We start from the raw sequence: 14,610 nt of genomic DNA, 5'->3' as shown, positions 1-14,610 counted from the left end.
AAAACCTGATGGCTGTTGGAAAGTCTGTAGAGTCGTTCACAAATTTTTAGCAAGCAGACGTATATCCACGTTTTAAATTTACACCATGAAACAACTCGTATTATTTTTTTTGATCATTATACCTGCTCAATATTCTTTTGCCCAAAAAGCACAAATTATCGGTGTGATTCACGAAAATTCGGACATCACTGTTCCTTACGCAACGATAACACTTAAGCAAATTGATGATAAACCTATTGCTGTTGGTATTTCGGATGCTAAAGGAATCTTTCGGCTAGAGAATCTTTCTGAAGGAAATTACACCCTCATTTATAGTCTTATCGGTTTTAAAACCATCACTCAACCCATACAAATCATTGCTGATAAGGAAATGAACGTTGGAGCCATAACTTTACAACCTGATGGAAAGCTTCTGGAAGAAGTAACAGTAACCGGACAACGCCCCTCAGTAAGTTTAAAAATCGACAAAAAAGTATTTGAAGTTGGCAAAGATATCCTCTCCCAATCGGGAGCTGTAACTGATTTACTGAATATTGTGCCTTCAGTAAGTGTTACTCCAACCGGCTCCATCAGCCTAAGAGGTAACAGCAATGTACTGGTTTTAATAGACGGGCGTCGCACCGGATTAACCCAAGGCAATGCACTAGATCAATTGCCTGCAGATCAGGTTGAGCGCGTGGAAGTAATCACAAATCCTTCATCCAGGTTTGATGCAGCGGGTTCAGCGGGAATTATTAATATCATTCTGAAAAAAAATAAGAAAGCAGGATTCAGCGGGCAAATACGCTTAGTGGGCGGTAGTCCTAATGAAACCCGAGTGACTCCCAGTATCAACTATAAATCTAATAAACTTAACCTATTTGCCACCTATGGGGTAAGGCTATCAGACTATGTAGGCCTCTATACGATGGAACAATCTACCGGACTGTCAAGTACGCCTGTTTACCTGAATCAACGACAGGACGAGAACCGACATGATAACGCCAAGTTGCTTTATTTTGGTGCCGACTTTAAGTTTAATGACCACAACAGTATTACGGCAGCTTTCCTTCGAAATTCTACCCACGACCATGACAAAACCCAACTCAACTATCTATATTCAGATAAGAATGGTATTCTGGACAGTAGCCTGAGTCGCAATGGTGAATCATGGGAAAAACGAAGCTATAATCAGCTTGAATTTAATTATACCAAAACGTTCGACAAAGCAGGCAAAAAGCTGACGGTAGATATGCAATATGATTTTTGGAACAGTGACAAGGAATGGAATCTGGCAACCAGTAAAACTTCACCGATCTCAATTGATTTACCAATGATTAGAACAATATCGGATGGAAGCAGTAAAGATTTAATGATTAAAGCAGACATGGTGCAGCCACTAGACAGCAACTCTACCTTCGAATTTGGTTTAAAAGCAGAAGACCGAAGAGTAAACAGTGACTTTATTGCAGAACAGCAAAACTCAACTGGTTGGGAAACCGTAGACCAGATAGACAACCATTTACTATACAAAGAATTGATTGGGAGTGGGTATGTACAATTCTCTGGTAAGGCAGGTGCTTTTAGCTATCAGGGTGGTCTGCGTGGAGAACTCACCCGAATTGGCATTGAAGACCGAATCGGCAGTTATACCAATAAAAAGAAGTATAACCGATTATTCCCAACGCTCAACATCAGTTATCTTTTTAAAGAAGGCGCAACCTTACAAGGAAGTTACAGCAAAAGAATCAATAGGCCTAGTCTTAGAATGATCTATCCTTTTAATGAACTAACCGACCTCAGCACCCGCTATATTGGTAACCCGGACCTTAACCCGTCTTACGCCAATGTATTTGAACTCGCTTTCCTCAAAAACTGGAAGACGCTTACATTTAACCCTTCATTTTATTATCAGAATACCAGCGATATGATAGAAGATTACACCTATAAAAATGCAGATGGCCTGTTCATCACCATGCCTATTAATATTAGCAAAGAAATACGCAGTGGCTTTGAACTCTCATTGCTCTATACTCCCATTAAATGGCTGCAAGTAAACACGGAACTTAATGTATTTCATTATTCTGAACAAGGAGTATATCAAAATCAGAATTTCGATTATTCAGGCAATACCTTCACCGCCCGTGTAAGCGCACAGTTAAAACTAAAGGACAAACTGGCATTTCAGACCTTGTACAATTTCAGAGGTGCCAACGCCACGGCACAAACCCGCGCAGAGGCTCTTCACAGTATTGATTTTGGATGTAGCAAAACTTTCCTCAAAGATAAAGCTACCGTAATGTTTGATGTCAGTAATCTGTTTGATCTTCGAAAATCAAAAAGCATCACCACAGGATCAGATTATATGATCAGCCAGACCAGTATTCCTAATGCAGCCCGATATCGACTGACCCTCGTTTATCGACTTAACCTGAAAGATAACGAAGCTGCCAGACAGGCTAAAAGCGGGAATAGAAATTAAAAATAAAAAGGTTTATGGTAAAAAGAATAAGATCAACTTATTGATTCAATGAAGACCAGCAATATTCAGATGAATATGAGACCCATCAAAGTTAAATGTCAATTTATTTTGACCTTACTCTAATAGTAAGTATAATTTTCTATTTTATTAAATTAAATAAGTACAGTAACACTACTTTATTGTACTTTAACCAAATAATTTTCACTAAAAACAAATCCATGATTAAACAAATTATATTTACTTTATTTGCTTTTCTATCTTCTCAGATGGTGTACTCTCAAACCTTTGATGATACTTCTTGCTGGGAATATTTTAAAATTACTCAAGACTTAAAAAATAACAAACCGCTCGACAAGAAAACCTGGAATCAGTTTTTAAAAAATGAAGCGATACAGGTGTATTTAAACGATCAGGGAGTCGACAGTACCTATATCAATAATTACAGAAAAATCATGGAGATCGTCTACATGCCCAAAAATGCCGCTGCATTACAGCAAAGACTGAAAAACCCTATGAATAACTGGTGGTTTTATATAGTGAATGAGTATAAGGTGAACGAAGATCAAATGAAAAAATACCTCACCGATATTAAAAAAGACCCTAAAAGCTATTTTGAAACTTGCTATCAATACACGTATCAAATGCTGCCTAAGAAATATCAAAAAAAAGCTCCCAATTATAAGGTTACCATTATTCCGATACACAATGATGCTCATATAGAAAGCAGCTGGATGGTGTATTCTCTTATGGCAGCCTATTTTCATGATGCCAATAAGATGGGTGCCATGGGAGGCCACGAGTTTCATCATGTATTGAGACCTCAACTTATGTTTGAAGTGGAAAATCAAGATGCCGTGATTGTCAATTTGCTTCAAAAAATCCTGAATGAAGGCAGTGCAGATCTAACAGATAAAATATATGAAGGAAAAGATGCAGTGAAATTATTAGAATTTCAGAGAGAAACACGTGCAGAATTTATTGCAGACGGAGCGAAAGTCATTAAAAATATTGATTCTCTATTATCTGTAAAACCATTAGACCGATCTGCATTAAAGATGAATAAGCTGATTAATATTGGGAATACCAGTGGCCATGTTCCGGGATGTTATATGTCTGACATTATCTATAAAGCAGGCTATAAAAAAGAGCTCACTAAACATATTGAAGATCCTTTTCAATTTATTTATCTCTATGATAAAGCGTCGAAAAAAGATAAGAATGCATATGTTTTATCATCCACAACAATGGATCTTGTTCGTGAACTGGATAAGAAATACAGACCTAAAGCAAAAGTTGAACAATATCAATAAAATACGATTAATAAAAACAAGAAAGGACAAATCAGTGATTTGTCCTTTTATAATTTATAAGAAGGTGTAAATGATTTAAAAGTTTTTGATCACTTTAGTGGCTAAAATGCAAGTTCATTATTTCTGTTTTTGCTCCACACCCTTCTCTTCCGGCAATATATAAAGCATAATTCCTACAAGAAGTACACAGATTAATATCGCTATAACTCCAGCTTTATAAGCCGTTTGCCAGCTTTCTTGGGAAAAATAGAAAAATATCCCGCCAATAATACTGATTCCTAATGCTGATGCAGTCTGTTGAAAAGTAGAATAAATGCCTGCGGCAGCTCCGGCATGTTCAGCGGGTACACTTTTAAGTACGATATTTAATAAGGAGGGCAACACCAAACCGTTTCCTAGCCCCCAAACTCCCATTAATACAATAATGATCCAACGATCTACCCCGGGTTTCCATAATTGGACCTGAAGTAAAAAGCTTATGGCCAGAAGGATAACACCAACCTGCAATACTTTCTTTCCAAACCGAACAATGAGTTTTGACGCAATCAGCGAAGAAAAAATAAATAAAATCCCGGGGAAAATAAAATAAAGTCCGCTGAGTAATGCGGAAATCTTCAATCCATTTTGCAGATATACTGCACTAAGAAGCAAATAAGAAGTATGCAACATAAAGTGGAACAGCACAGCGATTAATCCAATATTAAAATCCTTAATCTCAAATAAACGGACATCAATAAGGGGATTTTTATTGGTAAGCAATTTCTTTTTTTGATCATACATAAAATAGACAAACAGAACCAGTGACAGAATAATCATCAAGATGCTCCACCATGGCCAGCCTGCTTCACGACCTTGTGTTAAAGGATAGATCAGACATACTAAAGCCAATGTTAAAATCAGTACGCCTACATAATCAAACTTACTCCCATGATTGCCTTTTGTTTCGGTTACATAGCGATGAGTAGCCCATAAAGTAACCATTCCAATAGGAAGGTTGATAAAGAAAATCAGTCTCCATCCTGCGATAGCCCAATGGGTATCTGATAAATAACCTCCCAATACCTGCCCTATAATAGCTGCGATCCCCAAAGTGATTCCGAATAAGCCCACCGCTTTCGCTCTTTCTTTTTATCTGTAAAAAGAATTTGGATAAAAGCAATCGTTTGAGGCACCATAAATGAGGCACTCAGCCCTTGTAGAAATCGGGTAAGGTTAAGCTGAAACGGAGTCATTGATAATCCGCACAAACACGAGGCAATGGTAAAAGCAAACATTCCCCAGAAGAATACTTTTTTGCGTCCAAAATGATCGCCTGCCCTGCCTCCGGTAATCAGAAAGGCCGCATACCCCAACAAATATCCGGCAATCACCAACTGAACCTCAGCATCGGTTGCGTGAACTCCTGTTTTAATAGACGGAATCGCAATATTGATAATAAATACATCAATCACAGAAAGCAATGGCGCTGAAAGCACGATAATAAGCTCCAGCCATTTATTTTTAATCTCGTTCATTTAGATCAGTTTTTCAATGATTTTTTTTGCAGACTGAAGATCTTCGCCCTGTTTAAAAATGGAAGCAGCAACGATTCCGCCTTCAGTCATTAGGAAGATCATTTCGGTAAGTTCTTGATCCGTCAACATCTTTTTATGTCCGGAATTGATGACTAATTTTTCAATAAGTGCCTTAAAGTCTTTCTTCGCATTTTGAATCTCAGCCAACACTCGCTCATCATTCTGTCCTGCCTCATTATTAGCCTTTACAAAAGCACATCCTTGATATTCACGGTATAATTGGCGCTCACTCATGTGATCAAAAATGGCCAACAGTTTCTGTTTAGGATCTGGTACTTTATTAATTCTTGCTTCAATCCGTTCCAGCCACTCTTGGTGAAAGCGTTGGATATACGCCAATAGCAAATCAGCCTTAGATTCAAAATGTTTGTACAGGGATGCCTTAGCAATATCAGCTTCCGCTATCACTTGATTAATGCCCGTCAGATTATAGCCTTGATTATAAAAAAGTTTTTCGGCTGTATCTATTATTTTATCGGTCACTGTTTGACCTCTTTGTTTTTTCATGATGCAAATATAATTATTAAATATACAAGTCTGTCTATTTAATGAAATATTTTTTTATCCTAATTATTTTAATCCTTTATAAACAAGCCTCACGCAGTCATTCCGAGGAGCGGTGTGACGAAGCAATCTCTTATAAGAAACATTTAATTCACAAACTCTAACACTCAGTTTGTCATCCTGGAAGGATCTTAACGGTTAAAAGGGAAAATCTAAAAAGCTTATTAAAACAGCTTTCTTGCTTTTAGAAAAATGAAATAATCTTTACTATTATATTGAGTTGTTTCACCTTTGATTTGTAATCACTCCTCTATTTTATTTTCTTGTTCGTTTTGCCTTGAAGCAAAAGAACCAAAAGTTCAAGACTTGGAAACTCCGGCTAAAAATAACCTATGCTCTCTAAAAATTCTAAAACTCGTGCGATAGCGATATGAGTGCTTCGGTAGTACATTTGTCACGCACTCAAACAGTAGAATTTTCTTAACGTTCGCATAGCTTATTTTCTTAACGCCTCCATTTCCTAGGTCGCCTTTTTACTACTATTTTTTTCAGTCATTGCGAGGAACGAAGTTAGCCTGTGCTGAGCCTGTCGAAGTAAAGCAATCTCTTATAAAAAACATTTAATCCACAAACTATAACACCCATTTTGTCATCCTGGAAGGATCTCAACGGTTAAAAGGGAAAATCTAAAAAGCTTATTAAAACAGCTTTCTTGCTGTTAGAAAAATGAAATAATCTTTATTATTGTATTGAGTTGTTTCACCTTTGGTTTCCAATCACTTCTCTATTTTATTTTCTTGTTCGTTTTGCCTTGAAGCAAAAGAACCAAAAGTTCAAGACTGGGAAACTCCGGCTAAAAATAACCTATGCTCTCTAAAAATTCTAAAACTCGTGCGATAGCGATATGAGTTCTTCGGTTGTACATTCGTCACGCACTCAAACAGTAGAATTTTCTTAACGTTCGCATAGCTTATTTTCTTAACGCCTCCATTTCCTAGGTCGCTTATTTTCTGTTATTGCGAGGAACAAAGCAATCTCGCAATGACACCAAAAAAAAATCTATTTTTTATCAATTGATAAATAGATACAGAAACAGAACCTCTAGTTTTGTAGAAAAAAAGATGTCAGGAGAAAAAGATTTAGCCCTACTCCTCCAAAATATGGAGCCTGTATTGAATTCAGGAAACTATGTTTTCTGTACCATAGAAAACCTCAACCAAATCCCAAATATGGAAAAACTCTTATTTTTCTTTCGGGAAACTGAAGCAATAACTGTCGTTTTGGAAAAATCGGTTGCTGATGAATGGAATTTCGCATACACTTATATCTCTTCTTGGATTACCCTCAACATACATTCATCATTGGAAGCAGTAGGATTAACCGCCGCTTTTGCTAATACATTAAAACACGAAAATATAAGCTGTAATGTAGTTGCAGCCTATTTTCATGATCATATTTTTGTAGGAAAAGAGGATGCTGGGAAAGCGATGGAGGCATTGAGGAAGATGAGCTTATAATCTTATCAAACCTTATTTTTGTTTCAGCTGTTCCCAATAATTTTAATTCATAGCTCTCAGAAAATTGTGAGAGTCTGGAGAAGAGAAAAAGTAAGCCTTATTTCTTAGAGGAAAATAAAAAGTATGTACAGTAAAAATCCCCGATATTATTCGAGGATTTGTTTTATAATCAAAAAAAAATATTCTTTTTCATCTTCAACGTGAACGTAGGCACCTTAAGTCTGCATTCCCAGAACCATTCCCAACAGTTGCCGTCCTGATTTCATTCATCTTATCAACTTCAGGATAAAAATCTTCATTACATGCTAAAAACGTAAATAACCCAATTTAGGCAATAATGGATTTCTTATTGTATTAAAAATTTGAGTTTTTTTCAGAATAAATAGAAAAAAAGAGAGAGTATGATCTCTCTTTTTCTTATTGGTAAATATATTGTGTCATGAACCCTAGGTCTATAAATGTTAAACTTTGTAAACCTGGCATTGTTATTTTCCATCCGTTAGGTGTTGGAACCTGAGTAAAATATGTGCAACTTGCTCCTGCCATCCCGGCAAAATTATTTATTGTAGTATAAAATCTCATGCCTCTAAATACGACATCCGTTGTAGTACTGCATACCGGCGTTGGTGATGAACCACATACGTATGCATGTGTAAGTTGGTTAGCTGGAACTACAACGCCAGTATACATATGTGTAAGAACATTTGAACTTGTGAGTTTCAACGGAAGTACGTCTCCATCGTAACAACCCATTCCATTAGCTGGACTTGAATAATAAACATATAAGCCTTCTACGTCGTAACTTCCAAAATTATAATAAAAGGTTGGGACTGCCATTGCAAAATTAACTGCGCCAAATACAAGCGCAAGTGATAAAAGGATCTTTTTCATAATTATTTTTTTAAGTTAAGTGCTGTAAGTATAATAGTTTTGTAATCGTTGCCAAATTTATTAATAGCATCTTCCGTATATCCATTTTCCATAAGAAGTTGTTTGCATTTTGGCAGTAATTTCATTGCCATATCTTTTTGCACTTCCTCCTTAGTTAAGCCCGAAACAGAGGAATGATAATCCTTTGTTGTAAAATGTTTGAGAAGATTTTCGATTTCTTGCTGAGTTCTGTTTAGAGACCTGTTCGCTGCTACCCCTTGATTCTGACCTTGAACTTCCTTTTCTTGATGAGAATCTTCTGAGCAACTAGTCAAAACTAATGTAGTTGCACAAATAAATGTGAAAATTAATTTTTTCATAAAAATATCTAATTTGGTGTTAATAAAGTGAAGATAATACATATAATCTAAATATTAACTTTTTTTTATTAACTTTTTTTTAATATTTTACAAAATTAATCCCTAACCAAAGTTGGTTGTTTAAAAATTATTTGACTATCAAATAAAAAAAGAGCAGACCGTTAGCCTGCTGTAAATTATTACTTAATGTAAAGGTCTGGATATAATATGATACAAATATTTTTTAAATAAAACAGCCTCTTTATTGGGGCTTTTACTTTTAAAATACGTATTTTCTCTCTTTACATTGAAATATTATAATTAAGTTTATATTTTCATTCTATTATACTCCAGTACATTCAAATATCCCTATAAAAACAGATTTCTCCTACCGTCGAAATGACAGGAGATGAATAAAAATATTACAGAAGTAAATCCTTATTTTGCTTTTTCTTTAAGCTTTCAATATACTCACTGGTTTTTCCATCCCAATAACATATAATGCATCGATTATTTTCGAAAATGTGAGAACAGTTTGGATAATTATAGAGAATGTGAGCACATTCAGGACATAGACTTGCCATTGGAGATTTAGCTACAAAATAATCACTCTCACATTCATCGCATTTTTTCATTTCAGGTTTCATGAGTGAATAGATTGTATGGTTAGATTCGTTTTTTAAAGAAAAGTAATTTCCTTACTTTCAAATATACAGAATTAATAACGTCACAAAAACTAAAACCTACTGCTTCTCTTAAAGCAGTAGATTTCATTAAATTCTTCAAATAAAAATTACTACTCTAACTAAACTTCTTAATCGCCTCCACACTCACGGGCGTAAAAAAGTTAATTAAATTCCCATCCGGATCTGAAAATAGCAACGAGCGATTTCCCCAAGGCATTGTGGTAGGTTCTTGAATAATATCGGTGGTAATTTGTTTAATTCTTTCATATTCTTCATCAACATTGGCAACACGAAATTCTATAATCGTATTTTTGGTGCCTGCCGATGATGCTAGGTTTTCACCGAATAACTTCATGGTACGAATGCTTCCTATCGCAATCGTGATGGTGTCTGTAGAAAGTTCTGCAAAATCTTCTGTAAACCATTGCGCCGTTAGCCCAATAGCTTTTTCATAAAACTCAGCGCATGGTTTGATGTCTTTCGTAATAATTCTTAAGGAGGTTAATTTCATAGGGTTAGTCATTGATAATTTATATAATTTTAAACAAAAGTAATAGAGAGTTGTGACAACAGTCTGTCAGTAAAGTTGTAAGATTAAAATAATTAATCAAAAATCTGGATTAGGGCTAATTATTTAAAAATCAATGTAACATCCAAGTCCGTCCAATTGTCTTTTAAGTAACCTATGAATACTAAAAACATTTTCTTCTCACTGAGCTTAGCTTTGTCAGGAGGTGCGGCAACAGCCCAAGAGATTCCGAAATCATTATCCAATACCGTCTGGCTACAGCAGGGCTATGACCGGATTTTAACCATAAAAGATTCCACGTATTCCTATTACAATATCAATAGTGTTACGTGCAAACCAATGATAGATGGTGTTTTTAAGGACCGTTTCAAAATAGTTTCTTTGAAAAAAGGAGCACTGATCGTCAACCCTGGTGGAATCGTTCATTATAATTTCACCGCTCTTGACCAACTGCCTTCCAACTGTACAGGAGAAACGAAAAAGGAACTCTCCTATCCTAAGAATTTTCAGGTATTTTGGGAAACCTTTCAAAACAATTATGCCTTTTTCAAAGAACGAAAAATCGATTGGAAAGCCATCTATGATCAATACTTTCCGTTGGTTCAGAATGCTAAAACCGATAAAGAATTTGCAGGAATTTTAAAAGAGATTGTAGGAAAAATGAAGGACGGACATATCCGACTTGATCTTCCTGATGATTTAAAGGAAAAACCAGCACCAATAGCAATCGCAACAGGAACTGTACATTTAAGACAAGCTTTATTATCGGATGTAAAAAACACCTACATCAAAGGGTTAAAATCATATAATGGAGGTGTTCTGCAATGGGGATTTTTAAAGGACAGCAAAGTGGGCTATATCATCATTTCCGATATGAATAATTTTGCCAATTATATTCCCGAAGAGCAGCAAAATTCAAAAGAATTCAGAGCATTGTACGATAAAATAAGTGAAGCTAAACCTCCTCAACAAATGTTTGACGATGAAATAGCAGGAACAGAAAAGATCATGAAAACCGTTCTCCATGATTTAGAGGGTTCAACTTCTATGGTTATCGATCTTCGTTTTAATGGCGGAGGCTATGAAACGGTTGCTTTAAAACTGTTAAGTTATTTTGTGAAATCTAAAAAGAAAGTAATTTCCATTACCGCAAAAACCAGTTCAGGATTTACTCCGAAGCAAGATTACACGTTGTATCCTGCGAAAAAAAGCTACGACCAACCCGTATATTTACTTCTCGGTCCCAACACCGCAAGCGCTGCAGAAATTTTTGCTCTTGCCACGCTGGAGTATCCTCATATTACCCGCATTGGAAGCAGAACTTCAGGAATATTCTCAGAGATTCTTTGGAAAGAACTTCCTAATGGTTGGGAATTCAGCCTTTCCAACGAAATTTATACCGATAACAAAGGAAAAGCCTATGAAGCAACGGGAATTGCTGTTAATATAGAAATGAATTACCCAAGAAAACATCCTGATTTTAATAATAGCTTTTATCCTAATGAAGTTTTTAAAGACCAAGCTTTGGATAAAGTATTGGAGTTAGAGCGTTTAAGAAAGCAATGATAGATTTTAAAGGAAGGAGGAGGTTATAAAGGTAATAGTAACTCCCTTCTTCCAACTTCCAGTCCTTTAACCTTAATACTCAGTCTATTTCAAGAACCACAATTCAAAACTGCTCCCCTCTTCCAGCCCTTGGTAATTAAGATATCCGCCGTGTGCTTCCATAATACTTTTGGTTAAGGTCAATCCAATTCCGGAACCATTGGCTCTGGTTGTAAAAAACGGAAGAAAAATTTTATCTCTAATTTCCGAAGTAATCCCTGAACCATTGTCAGTAATACTTACAATAATTCTGTTGTTATGAGAAGTTACGGTAGTTTTGATGATCTTTTTTGCTTTTTCAGAAACCGCAAAAATGGCATTGAGGTAAAGATTAATAAGGCTCCGCTCGATCATTTTTTCATCCGCTGAAACCATAAAATCCTCTATTTCCAACACCATCAGAATATCTTGTTTTTCAAATTCAGTTTTTAGAAAACTGACCGCAGATTCAATCGTTTTTTTCAGCGATACAGCAGCAAGCACAGGTTTAGGAAGTTCTGCTACCTGACGATAATCATCTACAAAATGCAACAATTGCTTAGATTTAGAATTGATGATCATCAGACTTTCCTTCATTTCCTGTTGGTCTTCCTCGTCTATCGTTTCCTGATTACTGATGTATTCAAGATTCTGGATGAGGCTGTTCACAGGAGTTAGCGTATTTAAAAGCTCGTGAGAAATTACTTTCATTAAATTATTCCAGGCCAGTTTTTCTTTCTGTTCAATAATTTTCTGCAAAGATTCCATCGTGATAATGAAAAATTGATGTTGTGTACTTTTCACTTTCTTAGTTCTGAGAGAAAAAGACTGTGTAGAATTCCCACGGATAGACACATCAAAAAACTCCTGAGAGCTGCTATAGCCAGTATCTTCAATGATTTGATAAAATTCAGGAACTTTTGATTCGTACATTTGCCATGCATTATATTTCGGAACCTGCAGAATATCCAGAAAAGCATTATTCACATAAAATACGTCCCAGCTTCCCTCTTTTTCGGTGAGGATCATCAGGCCTGTTTCCATATGATCCAGGATGCTTTCGTACAGCAATTTGTAGGAAGATAAAGAAAACTGCTCTTCCTTACTTTGATAGTAGAGACCAATGCTGGTATCCAGAAGTTCAGTCCCTTCTTCTTTTGGATATAATGAAAAATCTTTTCTTCGGATGGATGAAATTATCTTCTCTGCTTTTGAAATTTCATAAACAGAGGCTGAATTAATTAACGCTACAAAAACAACCATGACCGCAGCAAAAAGAATCACATTGATCCATTTTTGTTCTAAAAAAAAGTGATATCCGATAATTCCACTTGCGATTGCCAAGATACTGTAAATCAGCCACGAATATTTATTTTTGATCATGATTTTCCTTTATATTTTGTTTATAATAAAATGGTTTAAGCTTTTTAGTTTAACCGCAAAAGGTGCAAAAGCTTTATTTAATCACTTTAGAATACTTTAGTTTTTACAATCTTTGAAAATAAAAGTTCACATAAGAAGAAAATCAAAGATTTTCAAAAAAACTTAAGAGAACTTCTCAACAGTATGTTTTTAACTTAAAAATAACTTTTGTGTTGAAATAAAACTTTTGTGGTTGAAATTTTACAATCCAAATTTCTCCATTCTTCTGTACAACGCAGCGCGGGAAAGTCCCAGGTCTTCTGCCGCTAAAGAAATATTTCCGGTATGTTTTTTCAGTGCTTTTTTAATTAGGACTTCTTCCATTTCTTCGATATTGAGATTCACAATAGTGCTTTCGTATTCTTCAACCTGAGGCATCAACAATTGCAACCTGTTGTCATTAGACAATATGACACTTCTTTCGAGACAATGATCCAGTTCACGAATATTTCCCGGCCATGGATAGTTTTTTAAAGTCAACAATAAGTCATCCGTGAGTTCAAGGTTGGGTTGATGGTATTTCTGTTTATAGCGATCCAGAAAATAATGAGCTAGCAACCCAATATCTTCCTGTCTTTCCCGTAAAGCAGGAATCTGAATTTCAACCGTATTGATTCTGTAATATAAATCCTGGCGAAACCGATTCTCAGCCACCGCTTTTTTAAGGTTTTCATTCGTTGCAAAAATAAAGCGAACATCAAGGATCCGTTCTTTAGACTCTCCTAGCCTCGATAATTTTCTGTTTTGAATCAAGCTTAATAATTTGGTTTGAAGTTGAAGCGGCAGGTTTCCAATCTCATCTAAAAAGACTGTTCCATTCTGCGCATTTTCTATCTTTCCTGAATAATCCTGATTTGCATCCGTAAACGCTCCTTTTTTATAACCAAACAGCTCTGCCTCGAAAAGACTTTCTGAAATACTCCCCAAATCAATATGCACAAACGGTTCATTTTTCCTTTCCGATTGCTCGTGGATAGATTCTGCTAATACATATTTTCCGGTTCCGTTTTCGCCTAACAATAATACGTTTGCATCGGTGGGCGCTACTCTTCGGATTTGCTCCAGTACTTCTTGCATTTTCTTGGAGTGGCTGTCCAACTGATATTGATTATTCTTTTGACTTACATTTTCCCATTGGCTGAGTTTTCTGTTTTTTCTGGAAATATCTACCGCAAGATTAACCGAAGCGTATAGTTTTTCATTATTCCAAGGCTTCAAAATAAAATCCGAAGCTCCATTTTTCAACGCTTCTACCGCCAACTCTACTTCACCATAAGCCGTCATCAGAATAATAGGAAGATGAGGTTCAAGCGTTTTAATTTCATTCATCCAGTACAAACCGTCCTGGCCACTTTCAAACCCTTTTCTGAAATTCATATCCAATACCACGACATCAACCTGATTTTCAGTCATAAACTTCATGATCTGAGCAGGCTTGCTGAGACAGCTGACCTCTGAGAAAAACTTTTTCAGCCAAACCCTTGCAGAAAACAAAATATCTTCGTCGTCATCTACAATTAAAATATGAGCTTCTTTTTTACGCATGTTGTTATTTTTATGGATGTATTAAACTTGTTTAAATGTTTTATTTCAACCGCAAAAGTGACAAAATATTAACACATTAGTCACTTTAAGTCGAGTATTAAGCTACAAATAAGAGCACATAAGTTTTTAAAAATCTTTGCATATTGAGCGGAGTCGAAATAGTATTCTTTTGTAGACTTTTCCTTTCTCAATAACCAATCCTTAATAAATCAACGATAGCTTTTGATTCTTTTGCGGTTAAATTTTTAA

12 protein-coding genes are annotated in these 14,610 nt (G+C 35.7%); 4 read left to right on the top strand and 8 right to left on the bottom strand.

Going from position 1 to position 14,610, the window contains the following annotated elements; translation table 11 throughout:
- Positions 1-85: 85 nt before the first annotated feature.
- Entirely contained in the window at positions 86-2,461 is a 2,376-nt protein-coding gene (locus AMQ68_RS12375; protein ID WP_054510937.1) for a TonB-dependent receptor, read from the top strand.
- A gap of 218 nt (positions 2,462-2,679) precedes the next feature.
- The gene (locus AMQ68_RS12370; RefSeq protein ID WP_054510936.1) at positions 2,680-3,771 is read left to right on the top strand and encodes a DUF5700 domain-containing putative Zn-dependent protease; all 1,092 of its coding nucleotides are present in this window, start codon (positions 2,680-2,682) and stop codon (positions 3,769-3,771) included.
- A 117-nt stretch (positions 3,772-3,888) separates the two neighbouring features.
- Here AMQ68_RS12370 and AMQ68_RS12365 read toward each other — a convergent pair whose 3' ends face one another.
- The 3 genes from AMQ68_RS12365 to AMQ68_RS12355 are packed head-to-tail and all read right to left on the bottom strand — an operon-like array spanning position 3,889 to position 5,852.
- Positions 3,889-4,881 (bottom strand): MFS transporter, encoded by a 993-nt coding sequence (locus tag AMQ68_RS12365; protein WP_123905688.1) that lies wholly within the window; start codon positions 4,879-4,881, stop codon positions 3,889-3,891.
- Positions 4,839-5,285, bottom strand: a complete 447-nt coding sequence (locus AMQ68_RS12360) for an MFS transporter (RefSeq protein ID WP_054510934.1) — start codon at positions 5,283-5,285, stop codon at positions 4,839-4,841. Before AMQ68_RS12360 ends, AMQ68_RS12365 begins: the two co-directional genes overlap by 43 nt.
- Positions 5,286-5,852, bottom strand: coding sequence for a TetR/AcrR family transcriptional regulator (locus AMQ68_RS12355; RefSeq protein ID WP_054510933.1), 567 nt, complete (start codon positions 5,850-5,852; stop codon positions 5,286-5,288). It lies immediately after the preceding gene.
- 1,118 nt (positions 5,853-6,970) lie between these two features.
- Between AMQ68_RS12355 and AMQ68_RS12350 the strand changes: the two genes are divergently transcribed.
- A complete protein-coding gene (locus tag AMQ68_RS12350; protein ID WP_054510932.1) occupies positions 6,971-7,366 on the top strand; it encodes an ACT domain-containing protein in 396 nt (131 codons plus the stop codon).
- A gap of 417 nt (positions 7,367-7,783) precedes the next feature.
- On the opposite strand, the gene AMQ68_RS12345 is transcribed toward AMQ68_RS12350, so the two are convergent.
- From AMQ68_RS12345 to AMQ68_RS12330, 3 genes are all read right to left on the bottom strand, one after another.
- Positions 7,784-8,203 (bottom strand): hypothetical protein, encoded by a 420-nt coding sequence (locus AMQ68_RS12345; protein ID WP_123905687.1) that lies wholly within the window; start codon positions 8,201-8,203, stop codon positions 7,784-7,786.
- Between the two features lie 56 nt (positions 8,204-8,259).
- A complete protein-coding gene (locus tag AMQ68_RS12340; RefSeq protein WP_054510930.1) occupies positions 8,260-8,616 on the bottom strand; it encodes a hypothetical protein in 357 nt (118 codons plus the stop codon).
- Positions 8,617-9,396: 780 nt separating this feature from the next.
- Positions 9,397-9,804, bottom strand: a complete 408-nt coding sequence (locus tag AMQ68_RS12330) for a VOC family protein (protein ID WP_241775117.1) — start codon at positions 9,802-9,804, stop codon at positions 9,397-9,399.
- Positions 9,805-9,966: 162 nt separating this feature from the next.
- On the opposite strand from AMQ68_RS12330, the gene AMQ68_RS12325 reads away from it, so the two are divergent.
- Positions 9,967-11,376 (top strand): S41 family peptidase, encoded by a 1,410-nt coding sequence (locus tag AMQ68_RS12325; protein WP_054510928.1) that lies wholly within the window; start codon positions 9,967-9,969, stop codon positions 11,374-11,376.
- A gap of 84 nt (positions 11,377-11,460) precedes the next feature.
- Here AMQ68_RS12325 and AMQ68_RS12320 read toward each other — a convergent pair whose 3' ends face one another.
- On the bottom strand, positions 11,461-12,777 hold the full coding sequence (locus AMQ68_RS12320; protein ID WP_123905686.1) for a PAS domain-containing sensor histidine kinase: 1,317 nt from the start codon (positions 12,775-12,777) through the stop codon (positions 11,461-11,463).
- Positions 12,778-13,017: 240 nt separating this feature from the next.
- Positions 13,018-14,361 carry a sigma-54 dependent transcriptional regulator gene (locus AMQ68_RS12315; RefSeq protein WP_054510927.1) on the bottom strand — a complete coding sequence of 448 codons (1,344 nt, stop codon included), beginning with the start codon at positions 14,359-14,361 and terminating at the stop codon, positions 13,018-13,020.
- Between the last annotated feature and the right edge of the window lie 249 nt (positions 14,362-14,610).

Source organism: Chryseobacterium sp. ERMR1:04 (assembly GCF_001297705.1).
Classification (GTDB): Bacteria; Bacteroidota; Bacteroidia; order Flavobacteriales; family Weeksellaceae; genus Chryseobacterium.
The sequence above is the reverse complement of the archived record's forward strand: the minus strand, read 5'-3'. Positions and strand labels throughout refer to the sequence as shown.